The organism is Streptomyces sp. NPDC001941, from assembly GCF_040296945.1.
In the GTDB taxonomy this organism is placed as follows: domain Bacteria; phylum Actinomycetota; class Actinomycetes; order Streptomycetales; family Streptomycetaceae; genus Streptomyces.
Window position 1 is genome coordinate 18073 of record NZ_JBEOYE010000026.1, and the last position, 16611, is coordinate 34683.

20 protein-coding genes, 2 tRNA genes and 1 other RNA gene are annotated in these 16611 nt (G+C 72.0%); 7 read left to right on the forward strand and 16 right to left on the reverse strand.

What is annotated here, in order from left to right:
- Positions 1 to 70 precede the first annotated feature (70 nt).
- Entirely contained in the window at positions 71 to 526 is a 456-nt protein-coding gene (locus tag ABT160_RS19055; protein WP_351648827.1) for a MarR family winged helix-turn-helix transcriptional regulator, read from the reverse strand.
- A 180-nt stretch (positions 527 to 706) separates the two neighbouring features.
- Here ABT160_RS19055 and ABT160_RS19060 point away from each other — a divergent pair, with 180 nt between their 5' ends.
- Positions 707 to 928, forward strand: a complete 222-nt coding sequence (locus ABT160_RS19060) for a hypothetical protein (RefSeq protein WP_351648828.1) — start codon at positions 707 to 709, stop codon at positions 926 to 928.
- A 33-nt stretch (positions 929 to 961) separates the two neighbouring features.
- Here the strand turns inward: ABT160_RS19060 and ABT160_RS19065 are convergent, their stop codons facing one another.
- The 5 genes from ABT160_RS19065 to ABT160_RS19085 form a co-directional block, all read right to left on the reverse strand.
- Positions 962 to 1750, reverse strand: coding sequence for a hypothetical protein (locus ABT160_RS19065; protein ID WP_351648829.1), 789 nt, complete (start codon positions 1748 to 1750; stop codon positions 962 to 964).
- 96 nt (positions 1751 to 1846) lie between these two features.
- Positions 1847 to 2725 carry an RNA polymerase sigma factor SigF gene (locus ABT160_RS19070; RefSeq protein ID WP_351648830.1) on the reverse strand — a complete coding sequence of 293 codons (879 nt, stop codon included), beginning with the start codon at positions 2723 to 2725 and terminating at the stop codon, positions 1847 to 1849.
- A gap of 236 nt (positions 2726 to 2961) precedes the next feature.
- Positions 2962 to 3801 (reverse strand): RNA polymerase sigma factor SigF, encoded by an 840-nt coding sequence (locus tag ABT160_RS19075; RefSeq protein WP_502984260.1) that lies wholly within the window; start codon positions 3799 to 3801, stop codon positions 2962 to 2964.
- Between the two features lie 191 nt (positions 3802 to 3992).
- Complete coding sequence (locus ABT160_RS19080; protein ID WP_351648831.1) at positions 3993 to 4286, reverse strand: Dabb family protein; 294 nt, start codon at positions 4284 to 4286, stop codon at positions 3993 to 3995.
- A 26-nt stretch (positions 4287 to 4312) separates the two neighbouring features.
- Entirely contained in the window at positions 4313 to 4468 is a 156-nt protein-coding gene (locus tag ABT160_RS19085) for a hypothetical protein (protein WP_351648904.1), read from the reverse strand.
- 386 nt (positions 4469 to 4854) lie between these two features.
- Here ABT160_RS19085 and ABT160_RS19090 point away from each other — a divergent pair, with 386 nt between their 5' ends.
- Together ABT160_RS19090 and ABT160_RS19095 are read left to right on the forward strand one after the other, a co-directional pair.
- The gene (locus tag ABT160_RS19090; protein ID WP_351648832.1) at positions 4855 to 5139 is read left to right on the forward strand and encodes a hypothetical protein; all 285 of its coding nucleotides are present in this window, start codon (positions 4855 to 4857) and stop codon (positions 5137 to 5139) included.
- Positions 5136 to 5531, forward strand: coding sequence for a hypothetical protein (locus ABT160_RS19095; RefSeq protein ID WP_351648833.1), 396 nt, complete (start codon positions 5136 to 5138; stop codon positions 5529 to 5531). Before ABT160_RS19090 ends, ABT160_RS19095 begins: the two co-directional genes overlap by 4 nt.
- A gap of 102 nt (positions 5532 to 5633) precedes the next feature.
- On the opposite strand, the gene ABT160_RS19100 is transcribed toward ABT160_RS19095, so the two are convergent.
- From ABT160_RS19100 to ABT160_RS19115, 4 genes are all read right to left on the reverse strand, one after another.
- Positions 5634 to 5721, reverse strand: a tRNA-Ser gene (locus ABT160_RS19100).
- 46 nt (positions 5722 to 5767) lie between these two features.
- On the reverse strand, positions 5768 to 6196 hold the full coding sequence (gene tadA / locus ABT160_RS19105; protein ID WP_351648898.1) for a tRNA adenosine(34) deaminase TadA: 429 nt from the start codon (positions 6194 to 6196) through the stop codon (positions 5768 to 5770).
- Between the two features lie 41 nt (positions 6197 to 6237).
- Positions 6238 to 6783, reverse strand: a complete 546-nt coding sequence (locus tag ABT160_RS19110) for a tRNA adenosine deaminase-associated protein (protein ID WP_351648834.1) — start codon at positions 6781 to 6783, stop codon at positions 6238 to 6240.
- A gap of 204 nt (positions 6784 to 6987) precedes the next feature.
- Positions 6988 to 7188, reverse strand: a complete 201-nt coding sequence (locus ABT160_RS19115; RefSeq protein ID WP_351648835.1) for a hypothetical protein — start codon at positions 7186 to 7188, stop codon at positions 6988 to 6990.
- Between the two features lie 88 nt (positions 7189 to 7276).
- On the opposite strand from ABT160_RS19115, the gene upp reads away from it, so the two are divergent.
- The gene (gene upp / locus ABT160_RS19120; protein WP_351648836.1) at positions 7277 to 7912 is read left to right on the forward strand and encodes a uracil phosphoribosyltransferase; all 636 of its coding nucleotides are present in this window, start codon (positions 7277 to 7279) and stop codon (positions 7910 to 7912) included.
- Between the two features lie 82 nt (positions 7913 to 7994).
- Here upp and ABT160_RS19125 read toward each other — a convergent pair whose 3' ends face one another.
- Positions 7995 to 8624 carry a LytR C-terminal domain-containing protein gene (locus ABT160_RS19125; RefSeq protein ID WP_351648837.1) on the reverse strand — a complete coding sequence of 210 codons (630 nt, stop codon included), beginning with the start codon at positions 8622 to 8624 and terminating at the stop codon, positions 7995 to 7997.
- An 86-nt stretch (positions 8625 to 8710) separates the two neighbouring features.
- Positions 8711 to 9007, reverse strand: a complete 297-nt coding sequence (locus ABT160_RS19130) for a type II toxin-antitoxin system VapB family antitoxin (RefSeq protein ID WP_351648838.1) — start codon at positions 9005 to 9007, stop codon at positions 8711 to 8713.
- A 105-nt stretch (positions 9008 to 9112) separates the two neighbouring features.
- On the opposite strand from ABT160_RS19130, the gene ABT160_RS19135 reads away from it, so the two are divergent.
- Complete coding sequence (locus tag ABT160_RS19135) at positions 9113 to 10822, forward strand: helicase HerA-like domain-containing protein (protein ID WP_351648839.1); 1710 nt, start codon at positions 9113 to 9115, stop codon at positions 10820 to 10822.
- 89 nt (positions 10823 to 10911) lie between these two features.
- Here the strand turns inward: ABT160_RS19135 and ABT160_RS19140 are convergent, their stop codons facing one another.
- The 4 genes from ABT160_RS19140 to ABT160_RS19155 form a co-directional block, all read right to left on the reverse strand.
- A complete protein-coding gene (locus ABT160_RS19140; RefSeq protein WP_351648899.1) occupies positions 10912 to 12396 on the reverse strand; it encodes a M28 family metallopeptidase in 1485 nt (494 codons plus the stop codon).
- 164 nt (positions 12397 to 12560) lie between these two features.
- A complete protein-coding gene (locus tag ABT160_RS19145; protein WP_351648840.1) occupies positions 12561 to 13187 on the reverse strand; it encodes an HhH-GPD-type base excision DNA repair protein in 627 nt (208 codons plus the stop codon).
- A 58-nt stretch (positions 13188 to 13245) separates the two neighbouring features.
- Positions 13246 to 14007: a class I SAM-dependent methyltransferase gene (locus ABT160_RS19150; RefSeq protein WP_351648841.1), complete on the reverse strand. Its 762-nt coding sequence runs from the start codon at positions 14005 to 14007 to the stop codon at positions 13246 to 13248.
- A 125-nt stretch (positions 14008 to 14132) separates the two neighbouring features.
- Positions 14133 to 14220, reverse strand: a tRNA-Ser gene (locus ABT160_RS19155).
- Positions 14221 to 14328: 108 nt separating this feature from the next.
- On the opposite strand from ABT160_RS19155, the gene ffs reads away from it, so the two are divergent.
- An RNA gene (gene ffs, locus ABT160_RS19160) (signal recognition particle sRNA small type) lies at positions 14329 to 14427 on the forward strand.
- A 42-nt stretch (positions 14428 to 14469) separates the two neighbouring features.
- Positions 14470 to 16602: a DNA polymerase III subunit gamma and tau gene (locus ABT160_RS19165; protein ID WP_351648842.1), complete on the forward strand. Its 2133-nt coding sequence runs from the start codon at positions 14470 to 14472 to the stop codon at positions 16600 to 16602.
- The last annotated feature ends 9 nt before the right edge of the window (positions 16603 to 16611 follow it).

A 16611-nucleotide genomic window follows, 5' to 3' on the forward strand; every position in this document is an offset into this window, starting at 1 on the left:
TCACCGCCGTGGGTCTTGGCGTGGTGGCCGCCCCGCACACCGGCTGGTGTGGTCGTAGCCATGAACTTCCTTATTCGGTACGGGATATGTGGGCGACCCGGCAGTCTCCGAAGGAGGCGCGCAGGCGGGCCAGCATCTGGTTGAGCTGTCCGACTTCGTCGTCGGACCACGTCTTGAGGTAGTGGGCGAACAGGTCCGTGGTGCGACGGCCGAGGTCGTCGAGCAGGTCCTGCCCGGAGGGGGTGAGCCGCAGGATGCGGGAGCGCCGGTCGTCCGGGTCGGGCGAGCGCTCGACCCAGCCGCGGTCCACCACGTGGGCCACGTGCCGGCTGGTCACCGACATGTCGATGGCCATCAGTTCGGTGAGACGGCTGAGCCGCATCTCTCCGTACCGGTCCAGGAGGGTCAGTACGGCCGCGGAGCCCGAGGGGCACTCGGGCGGGAGGATCCGGGCCACGCCGCGCTTCACGGCACCCACGGCACTGATCTGCCGGGCCAGTTCCTCGTACTGACTCCGCTCGGCCATGGGCACCCCCGACATCTTGTTGCTTAGGGCAACCATAGAAGCGATTGGTTGCTGAAGGCAAACGAAAAAGGGGCGAAGGGCCCTAAAGTCCTGGCAAAGGAGTCTCATGTTCCGGTCAAGGAGACCGGGGGCCGCCTCGGGGTTGGGCCAACTCACCCCACTTCGCTAGGGTCCTGGCCCATGGCACACAACCCCCACGCCCCGCAGCCGGGCCCCGAGGGCAACCACGACCCCGCGGGCAGCACCCAGATGTTCCGCGCCTTCGTCGACGAGGGGGCCCCGCAGGGGCGTCCCCGCGCGGCGGCGGCCCCGGCCAGGTCCGGTCCGCGCGTCGGCGTCATCGCGGGAGTGATCGCGGCCGTCGTGATCATCGCCGCGGTGGCCTGGCTCGCGCTCGGCTGACCCGGCCCGTCCCCTCCTTCCCTTCCCCCGTCCCTACTTCCAGGCGGCGGTGACGTCCCGGGTCTCGATGTGCATGCCCAGGGGCACCCGCCAGGCGTCCACGCACACCGTGTACGCCTGCGTGCGCACCGCCCCCGCCGCGATCGGCGCGGGCAGCGGCTGGCTCGACTCCCGGGTCGCCCAGTCGACGCCCAGCGCGCCGATGATGTGCGTCGCGAAGGTGACCGTGCCCGAACGCACCGGTGAGCCACCGGTGTTGCGGAACTCCACGGTCACCCGCTCGCACCACCGCTGGTCCAGCGCACCCCGGGAGGGCTCGCCCAGGCGCAGTACGGCGGGCCCGGCCGGGGTGGGCTCCGGGGCCGGCGTCGGCTTCGGCCCGGGCGTCCCGGGCGCCGGAGTGCCCGGTGCCGGTCCGCCGGGCTTCGTACCGCCCGTACCGCCTCCCGTACCGCTTCCGGGGCCCGTGGTGCCGGGAGCGCCGCCCGCGGGGGATCCGCCTCCGCCGCTCGCCCCACCGCCACCGGTGCCGCCACCGCCCGTACCGGCACCGCCGCCCGTCGTCCCGCTCGCGGGCGCTCCCGCGGAGCCGGAGGGCGCCGGTGGTGCGGAGGAGCCCGCGGAGGGCGGCGCGGAGCCGTCCAGGGGGACGAGCCGCACCGTGCCGGACGGCGGGACCGCGCCCGTCGGGGAGCCGCCGGGTCTGCCGTCGGCCGAGCCGAGGGCCGTGTAGCCGTCGCCGCCGCTGGAACCGCCGCACGCGGTCAGCGCCCCGCCCACGCAGAGCGCCGCCACGAACAGCCTCGCCCGCCTTCGTCGCATCGCGCCAGTGTGTCTGACACTCCGTCAACAAGGAAGGGCGTCACGGTACTTGTGTGACGTACGAAGGAAGTCCGGCGGCATCCCGCCGGACCTTCCCTAGTCGGCGATCAGGCCCTCGCGCAGCTGGGCCAGGGTGCGGGTGAGCAGTCGCGAGACGTGCATCTGGGAGATGCCGACCTCCTCGCCGATCTGCGACTGCGTCATGTTGGCGAAGAAGCGCAGCATGATGATCTGCCGCTCCCTGGGCGGGAGTTTGGCCAGCAGCGGCTTCAGGGACTCGCGGTACTCCACGCCCTCCAGGGCGCTGTCCTCGTACCCCAGCCGGTCCGCCAGCGAGCCCTCGCCGCCGTCGTCCTCGGGCGAGGGCGAGTCCAGCGAGGAGGCGGTGTACGCGTTGCCCACGGCCAGGCCGTCGACCACGTCGTCCTCGGACACGCCCAGCACGGCCGCGAGTTCGGGCACGGTGGGGGAGCGGTCCAGCTTCTGCGCCAGCTCGTCGCTGGCCTTGGTGAGCGCGAGCCGCAGCTCCTGCAGCCGGCGCGGCACCCGCACCGACCAGCTGGTGTCCCGGAAGAAGCGCTTGATCTCGCCCACGACGGTCGGCATGGCGAACGTCGGGAACTCCACGCCCCGTTCGCAGTCGAACCGGTCGATCGCCTTGATCAGCCCGATCGTGCCGACCTGGACGATGTCCTCCATCGGCTCGTTGCGCGAGCGGAACCGGGCCGCCGCGTACCGCACGAGCGGCAGGTTGAGCTCGATCAGGGTGTCGCGTACGTAGGTGCGCTCCGGCCCCTTGTTGCCCTGGGCGTCGAGCGCACGCAGCCGCAGGAACAGGGAGCGGGACAGAGTGCGGGTGTCGATGGCGCCCGAGGTCGGGATCTCGACGGGCGTCGAGTTCTCCACGGGCACGGAGGGTTCGCTCACGGGCTTCGTGAGCGTGAGCACCTTCGAGCTGCCCTGTTCTGCGGACATGCCACCCCCTTTGAGGTCGCTGACGGTCGCGGTGGGCCACGACCATCCGAGGAACGCAGCCTCCACCTGAATACCGGAGGCGGGGCCGCGGCAAACGCGGTTCCAGCAGAATGTCACATGTCGGCAACGCGCTGTAGTGACTTGTCGACAAGAATGGGGCAAATCTGCGCAGGAAACAGGGGGTGTGAGGCTTTTGGGGCGCGCGAAAACACCCGGAAGCGGTCTACCTGATCCGGTTACGCTTCGATTCGATTTGCGGATCTCAAACGCGCGAAGCTCCGGGCGAGGAGCCTTGACACGTGCATCTGCGAGACTCCCAGTTCCTGGCTGATCTGGGACTGCGTCAGATTGCTGTAGTAGCGCAGCATCAGGATCCGCTGCTCCCGCTCGGGCAGTTGTACGAGCAGGTGGCGCACCAGGTCGCGGTGCTCGACGCCGGCCAGCGCCGGGTCCTCGTAGCCGAGCCGGTCGAGCAGCCCGGGCAGCCCGTCGCCCTCCTGGGCGGCCTCCAGGGAGGTCGCGTGGTAGGAGCGCCCGGCCTCGATGCAGGCCAGCACCTCCTCCTCGGAGATCTTCAGGCGCTCGGCGATCTCGGCGGTCGTGGGGGACCGGCCGTGCAGCGTGGTGAGGTCCTCGGTGGCCCCGTTGACCTGCACCCACAGCTCGTGCAGCCGCCGGGGGACGTGCACGGTGCGCACGTTGTCGCGGAAGTAGCGCTTGATCTCGCCGACCACGGTGGGCATGGCGAAGGTCGGGAACTGCACGCCGCGGTCCGGGTCGAACCGGTCGATGGCGTTGATCAGCCCGATGGTGCCGACCTGGACGACGTCCTCCATCGGCTCGTTGCGGGAGCGGAAGCGGGCGGCCGCGTACCGGACCAGCGGGAGGTTCGCCTCGATGAGCGCCCCGCGCACCCGGGTGTGCTCCGTACTGCCCGGCTCCAGCCCCTTGAGCTGGCCGAAGAGCACCTGCGTGAGCGCCCGGGTGTCGGCGCCCCGGCTCTGCGGCCTGGGGCGCGGCCCGGTATCGGCCGGCTCGTTCTGAGGCGGCACCTGAGGCGCAGTGCTGGCCGTCACGTTCACGCCACCCCTTTGCGGTCAACTCTTCGCGGTCAACTACGGTCAACTCATCCGTCAAAAGCGGTCATAGCATCACAAGACATGTCCACTGTGTGCAAGCACCGTATAACGCCGTGTTGAGCGTGAGTTGGGCCCGGGAACCACGAAGCCCCCCACCGTGGCGGCGGGGGGCGTGGTGAAGGGTCGGCTCAGAACTCGTAGTCAGCGATCACCCACGTGGCGAACTCACGCCACTGTCCGGCCGCCGCCTGGTGGGCCGGGTGCTCGATGTAGCGCTTGAGCGCATCGGTGTCCTCGACGGCCGAGTTGATGGCGAAGTCGTAGGCGATCGGGCGGTCCGTGATGTTCCAGGCGCACTCCCAGAACCGCAGCTCGGGGACGACCCCGTCGAGCTCCTGGAAGGCCTTCACGCCCGCCGCGACGCGCGGCTCGTCGCGCTCCACGCCCTCGTTGAGCTTGAACAGGACCAGGTGGCGGATCATCGGGCACTCCCTGCCGGTCTGATGAGCTACTTGATGAGCTCGGTCATGAACTCGCCGACGCCCTGCGCGGCGCTCGAAATGCCCTCGAACCCTACCTGGACCAGGTCGGCGGCCCGGGCCGGGGACGTGATGATCGTGTACAGGACGAAGACCACGACCACGTACAGAGCGATCTTCTTCACCTGCACCACAGCCCCTGCCTCTCCTGCGTCCGGAAACGGTCGCGTGAGTCTAACCGAGCCTTTAAGGACCAAGGGCCCGGCGATCGGGGCCCTTTGCCGGGCCGTAACCACCCCCGCACGGAGCAGGATTGTCCATGAGCCCGGCGGATCTGGCAGGAATCCGCGGGGCGAGGAACCGGCCCTCACTGCGGGGTCCGCGCCGCGAGCTTCCCCCCTGACTGCGGCGCGCGACTTGCAGGACCGGTTCTCATCGGGGGGAGCGGCTTGTCCCCCCGATGCCGCTCCCCCCGCCCGAACCCGTCGGAGCCCCGGCCCTCTCCCCCCCTGAGGCCGGGGCTCCTTCGTTTTCCCGTGCCGGGTGGTCACAGCGTGGCTATGGTGATGCCATGGCATCCACGACGATCCAGGTGTCCCGTGAGACGCGCGACCACCTCGCCGCGCTGGCCGGGGAGCGGGGGCTGACCCTCGGGCAGCTGGTCCAGCAGCTCGCCGAGCAGCAGCCGACCGCGGAGCAGCGGGCCGCACGACTGGCCGAGGCGCGGCGCCACGTGCGCGAGGTGATCGGCCTCGACATCCCCGACGAGGAGTTCGAGGGCGCCCCCGACATCCTCGGCAACATCTACCGGGCCGCCGCGGCGAAGGTGGCCGTGGCCCGCGGGGAAGCCGCGTGATCATCCTCGACACCAGCGCGGTACGGGCGCTGGCCGACGGGCACAAGACGCTCAACCTGCTCGCGGCCACCATGGCCGGCACGAGTGACCAGCTCACCGTGCCCGCCCTCTGCCTGACGCAGGCGGAGGCCGACGACGCGGACGCCGCGCGCCGGGTGCTCGGCTTCCCCTCGGTCTCCGTGGAACCGCTCGGCACGGTCGAGGCGGTGGCCGTCGGGGTCATGATCCGCGACGGTTACGGCGGCGCCGACACCTGCCACGCCCTGTACTGCGCGCTACCGCGCCCCGAGTTCACCGGCATGTCCATCCTGCTCACCGACGACGAGGACCGCTATCCACCGGGCGTCATCGCCATCGGCATCGACTCGCCGGGGACGCTCGGCTTCCACTGACGTCCGCCGTCCCCACCGGAACACCAGCGCGTCCGGGGGCGGGGGCCCACACACGCGAAACGCCCCTCCGTTCCACGTTTCCGTGGCCCGGAGGGGCGTTGCTGGCGGTAGCGGAGGGATTTGAACCCTCGGTGAGTTTCCCCACACTCGCTTTCGAGGCGAGCTCCTTCGGCCGCTCGGACACGCTACCGAGAGAGAGCTTAGACCACAGGGGCCGCCGTTCGGAAATCCGTATCTCAGCGGGCCCTGAAGAACCCCGTGAGCAGGGCGGAGCACTCCTCTTCCAGCACCCCGCGGACCACCTCGGGGCGGTGGTTCAGACGGCGGTCGCGCACCAGGTCCCACAGCGACCCGGCGGCCCCCGCCTTCTCGTCGGGCGCCCCGAAGACCACCCGGTCCACCCGGGCCTGCACCAGCGCGCCCGCGCACATCACGCAGGGCTCCAGGGTCACCACGAGCGTGCAGCCGGTCAGCCGCCACTCGCCGAGCGCGGCCGCGCCCCGGCGCAGCGCGAGGACCTCGGCGTGCGCGGTGGGGTCGCCGACCGCCTCGCGCTCGTTGTGCCCGGTGGCCAGGGTCTCCCCGGCCGGCGACAGCAGCACCGCGCCGACCGGTACGTCGCCGGCCCGCGCGGCCTCCTCCGCCTGCGCCAGGGCATGCCGCATCGACTCCTGCCACGGGTCGCGTACGGGGTCGAGCGGGGTCACTAGCGGACGGCCTCCAGGACGTCCGAGGCGCCCAGCACGTCCGCGATCTCGGTGAGCGCGTCGGAGTCCAGGGCGAGCAGCTCCTTCTCCGACAGGCCCAGGTCGTCCAGGATCAGGCGGTCGCCCACCGGCCCGGACGGCGCGTCGTTGGCGGCGGCGCCGCCGCCGTCCTCGTCCCCGTCGTCGTCCCCTTCCTCCGCGTCCGGCTCCCCGTCCTCGGTCCCGTCCAGGTCCAGCGCGTCCAGGTCGTCGGTCGCGTCGTCCCGCCCGTCACCGAGCAGTTCGTTGGTGAGGATCTCCCCGTAGGAGGACCGAGCGGCCGCCGCCGCGTCCGAGACGTAGATGCGAGGGTCGTCCTCGCCCTCGACCCGGACGACCGCGAACCACGCGTCCTCCTGCTCGATGAAGACGAGCACCGTGTCCTCGTCGACCGAGGCCTCGCGGGCCAGGTCGGCGAGGTCCGACAGCGTCTCCACGTCGTCGAGCTCCGTGTCGCTCGCTTCCCACCCGTCTTCGGTGCGCGCGAGCAGTGCGGCGAAGTACACCGTGACTCTCCCACTGATCAGAGGTGTGACCATCCGGCGGTGCCGCTGAGTGCCCCGCCCACTCGGAATCGTGGCAGAAACGACGCGTTCGCGAGAGGTCTTCCGCGCTTGCGTCGTGCATCAGTCCGGTCCGAGCGCGGACAGCGTCTCAGATCGGCCGCGCGGGCCCGTCGGCACGTCCCGCCGGAGGTCTCGCCGGAGGGCCTACCAGCGGAAGGTCCGCATGCGCATCTGCTGGCGCATCCGGGCGGCCCGCGCGCGACGGGGCTGGACGCGGTCGCGCAGCGCCTTCGCCTCGTTCAGCTCGCGCAGGAACTGCGCGCGGCGCTTGCGTCGCTCCGCGTCGCTCTCCTGGCCCCGGTCCGGCGCCTGCTGCCCCCGGTCCGGTCGTTCCTGGCTCGGCATCTGCCACACCACCCCGCGGCTGGGTCCGTTCTGCCTCCACCTTCCCTCTCGGGTCGGGGTTGATGCCAGCCCGGGCTACTGTGGAGGCATGCGTCTCCATGTCGTGGACCACCCGCTGGTCGCCCACAAGCTCACCACCCTGCGCGACAAGCGCACGGACTCCCCCACCTTCCGCCGCCTCGCCGACGAGCTGGTCACCCTGCTCGCGTACGAGGCCACCCGGGACGTGCGCACCGAGCAGGTCGACATCGAGACCCCCGTGACCGGGACGACGGGCGTGAAGCTGTCGTACCCGCGTCCGCTGGTGGTGCCGATCCTGCGGGCCGGCCTGGGCATGCTGGACGGCATGGTCCGGCTGCTGCCGACCGCCGAGGTGGGCTTCCTCGGCATGATCCGCAACGAGGAGACCCTGGAGGCCTCCACGTACGCGACGCGGATGCCCGAGGACCTCTCCGGGCGCCAGGTGTACGTCCTCGACCCGATGCTGGCCACCGGCGGCACCCTGGTCGCGGCGATCCAGGAGCTGATCAAGCGCGGCGCCGACGACGTGACCGCGGTCGTGCTGCTCGCGGCGCCCGAGGGCGTCGAGGTCATGGAGCGCGAGCTGGCGGGCACGCCGGTGACCGTGGTGACGGCCTCGGTGGACGAGCGCCTCAACGAGAGCGGCTACATCGTGCCGGGACTCGGCGACGCGGGCGACCGCATGTACGGGTCGGCTGAATAAGACGTAAGCACTTCCCCCCTCGGCGGGTGAGCCGAGGGGGCGGCAGGGTCTCGCAGCGCCCCGGAGGCGAACCGAGCCCCTACTAACAGGACGGCTTCACGGCGACCGGCTTGGCCAGGACCGCAAGGGCCGCCGTCGAGTCCTTCGGCGGCGTCAGGGCCTTGAACGCGGTGCCGATGATCAGGTCGACGTCCGCCGTGGCGCGGGTGTCCGCCTTCAGCTGGGCGCCGGCGAGCTGGGTCGACAGGGTGCGCAGGGAGCCGGCCTGGGCGGCCGTGGAGCCGAGCAGCATTCCGGCGCCGGGCACCTTCTTGTCGTACGCGGCGGGGGCGTTGCCCACCTTCCCGATCAGGAACCCGCGCTTCTTCAGCTCGTCGGCGGTCGACTTGGCGAGGCCCCCGCGCGGGGTCGCGTTGTAGACGTTCACCGTGATCTGCGCGGGCTTCGGCGGCAGGGCCGCGGCGGCGGGCGAGGGCTTGGCGACGGGCTTGCAGTCGCGCTTGTCCCGGGCGGCGTTCACCTTGTTGCCGGTGTCGCCGGAGAAGACGTGCACGAGCTGCAGCGTCCCCCACCCGGCGAAGCCGAGGACGACCACCGCGGCGACGGCCGCGAGCACGATCCTGCGGCGGTTCCGGGGACGGCGCATGCGCGGGTACTTGTCACCCTTGATGCGGTACTTTCCGCCCATGCCGGGGGGAGTCAGCATGCTCATGGGCGCAGCGTAGTGCGGCCCGGTGGCGATGCCTACTAAATGATCAACAGGTCGCGGCCGGATGAGCGGGAATGAGCCCGAACGGGTCAGTCGAGTTCGAGCACGCGCGCGTGCAGCACCTGGCGCTGCTGGAGCGCGGCGCGGACGGCGCGGTGCAGCCCGTCCTCCAGGTACAGGTCGCCGTGCCACTTCACGACGTGCGCGAAGAGGTCGCCGTAGAAGGTGGAGTCCTCGGCGAGGAGGGTCTCCAGGTCCAGCTGCCCCTTGGTCGTCACGAGCTGATCGAGGCGGACCGGGCGCGGCGCGACGTCCGCCCACTGCCGGGTGCTTTCCCGCCCGTGGTCGGGGTATGGCCGCCCGTTGCCGATGCGCTTGAAGATCACACGGAAAGCCTACCGGGCGAGCGGCTCCCGGCGCAGCCGTGCGGTGGCAGTGCGATGCTGAGCAGAACTGAGCAAAACGCACCAGAGCCGACAAAAGGGGCCGTGATGAGCGCCAGTGACCAGGCACCGACCACCCCCCAGGACGAGCCCGTCGCGCAGCCTCCGGTTGACGCGCCCCCGGAAGCCACGGCTCCGGACGCGCCCGGCACCCCGGAAGCCCCACAGGCCCCGCAGGCCCCGCCGCAGGACTCGGATGACCCGGGCGCCCCCCTGCCGCCCCCCGCCGCCGCGATCGCCGCCGGGTACGCCTTCGACGGGCCCGCGCTCGACCTCGGGGCCCTGCTGTGGGACGGCGCGTGCCACCCCGGGGCGCAGATCCGCATCCCGCTCGGCATGCTCAACCGGCACGGCCTGGTCGCGGGCGCCACCGGCACCGGCAAGACCAAGACGCTCCAGCTGATGGCCGAGCAGCTGTCGGCCAACGGCGTCCCGGTCTTCCTGGCCGACATCAAGGGCGACGTCTCCGGGATCTCCGCCCCCGGTCAGGCCAACGACAAGGTCGCCGAGCGCGCCGCGCAGGTCGGCCAGGAGTGGGAGGCGACCGGCTTCCCGTGCGAGTTCTACGGCCTGGGCGGCACCGGCCCCGGCATCCCGCTGCGGGCCACGGTCACCAGCTTCGGGCCGGTCCTGCTGTCCAAGGTGCTCCAGCTCAACCAGACCCAGGAGCAGTCGCTCGGCCTGATCTTCCACTACGCGGACGCCAAGGGCCTGGAGCTGTACGACCTGAAGGACCTGCGGGCGGTCGTCGCCTTCCTGGTCTCCGACGTGGGGAAGGCGGAGCTGAAGAACATCGGCGGCCTCTCCACGGTCACCGCCGGGGTCATCCTGCGCGCGATCACCGCCTTCGAGCAGCAGGGCGCGGGCGACTTCTTCGGCGAGCCGGAGTTCGACACCAGCGAGCTGCTGCGCACCGCGCACGACGGCCGCGGCCTCGTCTCCGTACTGGAGCTGCCGGCGGTGCAGGACAAGCCGCAGCTGTTCTCGACGTTCCTGATGTGGCTGCTGGCGGACCTGTTCAACAACCTCCCCGAGGTCGGCGACGTGGAGAAGCCCAAGCTGGTCTTCTTCTTCGACGAGGCGCACCTGCTGTTCAACGGGGCGTCCAAGGCGTTCCTGGAGTCGATCACGCAGACCGTGCGGCTGATCCGCTCCAAGGGCGTCGGCGTCTTCTTCGTGACGCAGACCCCCAAGGACGTGCCCGCCGACGTGCTCGCCCAGCTGGGCAACCGGGTGCAGCACGCGCTGCGCGCCTTCACCCCGGACGACGCCAAGGCGCTGAAGGCGACCGTGAAGACCTTCCCGAACTCGGAGTACGACCTGGAGGAGCTGCTCACCGGGCTCGGCACGGGCGAGGCCGTGATCACCGTACTGAGCGAGAAGGGCGCGCCCACCCCGGTGGCGGCCACCCGGCTGCGGGCGCCGCAGTCGCTGATGGGCCCGATCGACGCGGGGGCGCTGGACGCGGCGGTGAAGGGCTCGCTGCTGTACTCGCGGTACGCGGAGGCCGTGGACCGGGAGTCGGCGTACGAGAAGCTGAGCGCCGAGCAGCAGGCGGCCGAGGCGGCGGCGGTGCAGGCCGCGATCGACGCCGAGCAGGCCAAGGAGGCGGCGCGGGCGGCCAGGTCGGCGCCGAAGCAGGAGTCGCTGGCGGAGCAGGTGGTGGGCAGCGGGATGTTCCGCTCGCTGGCCCGCTCGATCGGCACGCAGCTGGGGCGGGAGATCTCCCGCTCGATCTTCGGCACCCGGCGCCGCTGAGGCACGGGCGGCCGGGCGCACCGGCGGGCGGACGGGCGCGGCCCCGCGGGAAGGTTCCCGCGGGGCCGCGTCCGTGACGTGGGGTCAGCTCACGAGGAGACCTCGTGGTCGTGGCCGTCGTGCAGGCCGCCGCCCCCGCCCTGGCCGCCGTCGGTGGGGACGGTGGTGACGGGCTTCTTCAGGGAGCTGATGTCGTGGGCGTAGGTGCCCACGGCGTTGGCGATGACGTCGATGTTCACGTCGAACGCCGTCATGTTGATGTTCTTCAGGTCGTCGCCCGCCGCGTGGTAGTTCACGTCGTACGCGACGCCCGCCTGGCCGCCGAACTTCGCCGCCTCGGCCGGGGTCTTGAGGCCCTCGGCGCCGGTGAAGGTGCCGCCGGAGGGGATGCCGACCTCGATGAACGGGCCGTAGTCCGAGCGGCCCGTGAAGTCGGTGCCCGCGTGCGGCTTGCCCTGCTTGTCGAGGAAGGTGTTGATGTCGCGCTCGAGCTGGGCCGAGCCCGCCGGACCGGCCGGGGCGCCGGTGCCGTCCGAGTCGTCGCCGTCGTACACGAACAGGCCGTAGTTGGGCGAGGCGATCATGTCGAAGTTCAGGTAGAGCTTGATCTCCTGCTTCGCCAGCGGCGCCAGGTTCGCGACGTAGTGCTCGGAGCCGAGCAGGCCCTGCTCCTCCGCCGACCACCAGGCGAAGCGCACCTTGTTGTGCGGCTGCTTCTCCTTCTTGGCCAGCTTCAGGGCGACGTCCAGCAGACCGGCCGAGCCGGAGCCGTTGTCGTTGATGCCGGGGCCTGCGGTGACCGAGTCCAGGTGCGCGCCGAGCATCACGGTGTTGGCGGCGTTGCCGCCGGGCGTCTCCGCGAGGACGTTGTTCGTGGAGCGCTTCTCCAGGAGCTGGCGGATGTCGGCCGTGACGGTGACCGGGCCCGCGGCGAGGTCGGCGACCAGCTTCTGGCCCTCGGCGAGCGTGATGCCGCCGGTGGGGATCTTGGCGACGGCGGCCGAGCCGAGGGTGCCGGAGAGCGCGCCCTCGGTGTTGTTGTAGATGACCGCGCCGACCGCGCCCGCGGCGGCGGCCTGGGCCTGCTTGTCGGCGAACGGGCAGCCGCCGCGCTTGATCAGGGCGATCTTCCCGGCGTAGTTGCCGGTCGCGTAGTCCGCGGGCTCGCAGCCCGTGGTGTCGTCGGCGGGGACCGCGGCCAGCTGGGCGGTGACGCCGCCGACCGCGGTGGACTTGGTGTACGTCATCGCCTTGATGTCGACGTTGCGCGGCGCGGGCGAGACCACCGAGAGCTTCTCGGCCTGCGTCTGCGTGTAGTCGAACTCGAACTTCTGGTACGAGACGCGGTAACCGGCCTTCTTCAGCAGCTGGTACACGTACGCCGCCGAGGCGTCGTGGCCGAGCGTGCCGGCGGCGCGGTTGCCGCCCGCGGAGTCCGCTATCTGCTGGAACTTCTTCAGGTGCTGGAAGGCGTCCTTGGCGGACGCCTCGCGGACCAGCGCCTTGGACAGCTTCGCGGCGTCCTTGGCCGGGTCGTCCTTGGCGGCGGAGGCGGGCGAGGCCGCGGCCAGCATGAGCGGGGTCGCGAGTGCGGCTGCGGCCAGGGTGGCCGCGGCTCTGCGGGATGCGTTCACAGAGGTCCTTCCCGGTGCGAACGAGGATGAAGGGAAGTTAGCGATCTCCGAGCTTTCTGTGAACAGATGTGCCACAACTCACGCCATTTTTCGCACCATTGACATCACAACGCAGTACTCCGCTGGACGGACGGGCCCGAGCCGCCCGCTTTGGCTGCACGTTTTGCCTCCTGCTTGTACGCGCGCACCTCGGCCAGCGACTCGGGCCCGGTGATGTCCGCCGCGGAGCGCCGCGAGCCGTCCTCGCCGTACGCGCCCGCCGCCTCGCGCCAGCCGCGCGGCCGCACCCCGTACTGCTTGCCGAGCAGCGCCAGGAAGATCTTCGCCTTCTGCTCGCCGAACCCGGGCAGCGCCTTCAGCCGGGCCAGCAGCTCCTTGCCGCTCCCCGCGTCCGCCCACACGGCCGCCGCGTCCCCCTCGTACTCCTCCACCAGGAAGGCGCACAGCTGCTGCACCCGCTTGGCCATCGAGCCCGGGTAGCGGTGCACGGCGGGCTTGCGGGACAGCAGCCCGGCGAAGGCCTCGGGGTCGTACGCGGCGATCTCGTGCGCGTCCAGGTCGTCGCCGCCCAGCCGCGAGGCGATCGTGTACGGGCCGGCGAACGCCCACTCCATCGGCACCTGCTGGTCGAGCAGCATCCCCACCAGCGCGGCCAGCGGGCTGCGCGCGAGCAGCGCGTCCGCGTCGGCGTCCTGGGCCAGGTGGATCTCGGGCTTCTTCCGGTCGCTCATGGACCGATGATCCACCGCGCGCCCCGCTCCGGCCCGGCGGACGCACCCGTACGAAGGGCTACGGCTTGACGCACTCGATCAGGAAGCGCGTCGTGTGCGCCACGAACGGACCCCGGTCGCGGATCTCCGCGTCCAGCTCGCGCAGCCGGTCGCGGTACCCGTCCACGGTGAAGCCGGGCACCATCCAGATCACCTTGCGCAGGAAGTACACGACCGCGCCCACGTCGTGGAACTCGGTGCGCAGCGACTCGGCCCGCAGGTCCACCACCCGCAGCCCGGCCGCCTCGGCCCCGCGCCGGGCGTCCTCGGGGTGCCGGGCCCGCCGCACCTCCTCGGGCTGCGGCCCCAGGAAGTACTCCACCAGCTCGAACACGCTGGCCGGCCCCACCTGCTGCGACAGGTAGGTCCCGCCGGGCGCGAGCACCCGCGCGATCTCCTCCCACCAGGCCCGCACCGGATGACGGCTGGTCACCAGGTCGAAGGCGCCGTCGGCGAACGGCAGCGGCGGCTCGTCCTCGTCGGCCACCACCACCGCGCCCAGCGGGTGCAGCAGCGCCGTGGCCTTCGCCACATTGGGCGGCCAGGACTCGGTGGCGGCCATCACCGGCGGCAGCGACCCGGCCCCGGCCAGCACCTCACCGCCCCCGGTCTGCACGTCCAGCGCCGCCCGCGCCCGCCCCAGCCGCTCGCCCATCAGCCGCTGGTAGCCCCACGAGGGCCGCTCCTCACTGGCCCGCCCCTCCAGCCAGGAGAAGTCCCACCCGTCCACGGAAACGGCACCGGCCTCGGCCACGAGTTCATCGAAAGATCGCTCCACCATGGACACATCGTCCCAACCCGGACGGGATCCTGCGGCGCGAGGGGCGGACGGCAAATGGGACCACGCACGTCGAAGGGCCCCACCGCGAACGGTGGGGCCCTTCGACAACGTGCCCGGTGAGGCACTGGCGGAGGATACGAGATTCGAACTCGTGAGGGGTTGCCCCCAACACGCTTTCCAAGCGTGCGCCCTAGGCCACTAGGCGAATCCTCCGCGGCAAACAATACAAGACGTTGGGGAGTGCTCGCGAACCCGTTCCGCGGGTGGTCCTCCGAGGTGGGGCCGGGCTCGATCGGCGGGGGTTCGATCGGGTACTCTGGGCGCAGCCCCTCACGTGGCGCTATCTGACTGAACTCCCCCAGGGCCGGAAGGCAGCAAGGGTAGGTCGGCTCTGGCGGGTGCGTGGGGGGCGCTTCGCGTTCCGGGGCGGGGTTGTCAGTGGTCGCCTATAACCTCGTAGGCGTGTCGTCTCTCGCGCTGTACCGCCGTTATCGCCCGGAGTCGTTCGCCGAGGTCATCGGACAGGAGCATGTCACTGATCCGTTGCAGCAGGCGTTGCGGAACAACCGGGTCAATCACGCGTACCTGTTCAGTGGTCCGCGCGGCTGCGGCAAGACGACCAGCGCGCGCATCCTGGCGCGCTGCCTGAACTGCGAGCAGGGGCCCACCCCGACGCCCTGCGGCACGTGCCAGTCCTGCCAGGACCTCGCGCGCAACGGGCCGGGGTCGATCGACGTCATCGAGATCGACGCCGCCTCGCACGGTGGTGTGGACGACGCCCGTGACCTGCGCGAGAAGGCGTTCTTCGGGCCCGCCTCCAGCCGGTACAAGATCTACATCATCGACGAGGCCCACATGGTCACCCCGGCGGGCTTCAACGCCCTGCTGAAGGTGGTCGAGGAGCCTCCGGAGCACCTCAAGTTCATCTTCGCGACCACCGAGCCCGAGAAGGTCATCGGCACCATCCGGTCGCGCACCCACCACTACCCCTTCCGGCTGGTGCCGCCCGGCACCCTGCGGGAGTACCTGCGCGAGGTGTGCGGCAAGGAGGACATCCCGGTCGCCGAGGGGGTGCTGCCGCTCGTCGTGCGCGCCGGCGCCGGGTCCGTGCGCGACTCCATGTCCGTCATGGACCAGCTGCTCGCCGGCGCCGCCGAGGACGGTGTGACGTATCCCATGGCGACGGCCCTGCTCGGCTACACCGACGGGTCGCTGCTCGACTCCGTGGTGGACGCCTTCGCCTCCGGGGACGGCGCCGCCGCCTTCGAGGTCGTGGACACGGTGATCGAGGGCGGCAACGACCCCCGCCGCTTCGTCGCCGACCTCCTGGAGCGGCTGCGCGACCTGGTGATCCTGGCCGCCGTGCCGGACGCGGGCGAGAAGGGCCTGATCGACGCCCCGGCCGACGTGGTGGAGCGGATGCAGGCGCAGGCCCAGGTGTTCGGCGCCGCCGAGCTCAGCCGCGCCGCCGACCTGGTCAACACCGGGCTCACCGAGATGCGCGGCGCCACCTCGCCCAGGCTCCAGCTGGAGCTGATCTGCGCGCGCGTGCTGCTGCCCGCCGCCTTCGACGACGAGCGCTCGCTCCAGGCCCGTCTGGAGCGCCTGGAGCGGGGCGCCGTCGCGCCGTCGGCCGCGATGCCGACGGCCGCCCCGGTCTTCCAGCAGGCGCCGCCGTCCGCGCCGCCGATGGGGTACGTACCGGCGACCGACGCCCACATGCCGCCCGCCGCCCCGCCGCAGGCCCCGGCCCCCGCGCCCGCCCCGGCCCCGCAGCATCAGGCCCCCGCGCCCGCCGCCCCGCCCGCCGCCGAGCCGCAGCGCCCCGCCCCCGGCGCCTGGCCCGGCGCCTCCGCGCCCGGATCCGGCTCCGCCGCACCCGCCCAGCGCCCCGGCGGCTGGCCCACCGCCTCCGCGCCCGCCTCCACGCCCGCGCCGCAGGCCGCGCCCGCCGCCCCGGCCCCGCAGGCCGCCGCCCCCGCGCCCGCGGCCGGCGGCGGGTCCATGGCCCAGGGCGCCGCCCAGGTGCGCACCATGTGGCCCCAGATCCTGGAGGCCGTGAAGAACCGCCGCCGCTTCACCTGGATCCTGCTCAGTCAGAACGCGCAGGTGGCGGGCTTCGACGGAACCACGGTCCAGCTCGGCTTCCTCAACGCGGGCGCCCGCGACAACTTCGCCAGCAGCGGCAGCGAGGAGGTGCTGCGCCAGGCGCTGGCCGAGCAGTTCAGCGTCAACTGGAAGATCGAGGCGATCGTCGACCCGTCGGGCGGCTCCGCCCCGCCGCCCGCCCCCGGCGGTGGCGGCGGCTTCGCCCCCCGCCCCCCGGCCCCGCAGCAGCAGGCCCCGGCGCCCGCCCCGGCCCCGTCGCCCCAGCAGGCGCCCGCGCCCACGCCCGTACAGCAGCAGCCCCGGCCGTCCGCGCCCGCCGCCCCCGCCCCGGCCGCACCGGAGCCGCCGCAGGCCCCGCCGGTGTCGCTGGAGGACGACATCCCCGAGGAGGACGACCCGGACCTGGTGGACTCCGCGCTCTCCGGGCACGACCTGATCGTGCGGGAGCTGGGGGCCACGGTGGTGGAGGAATATACGAACGAGTGAGCAGGGCCC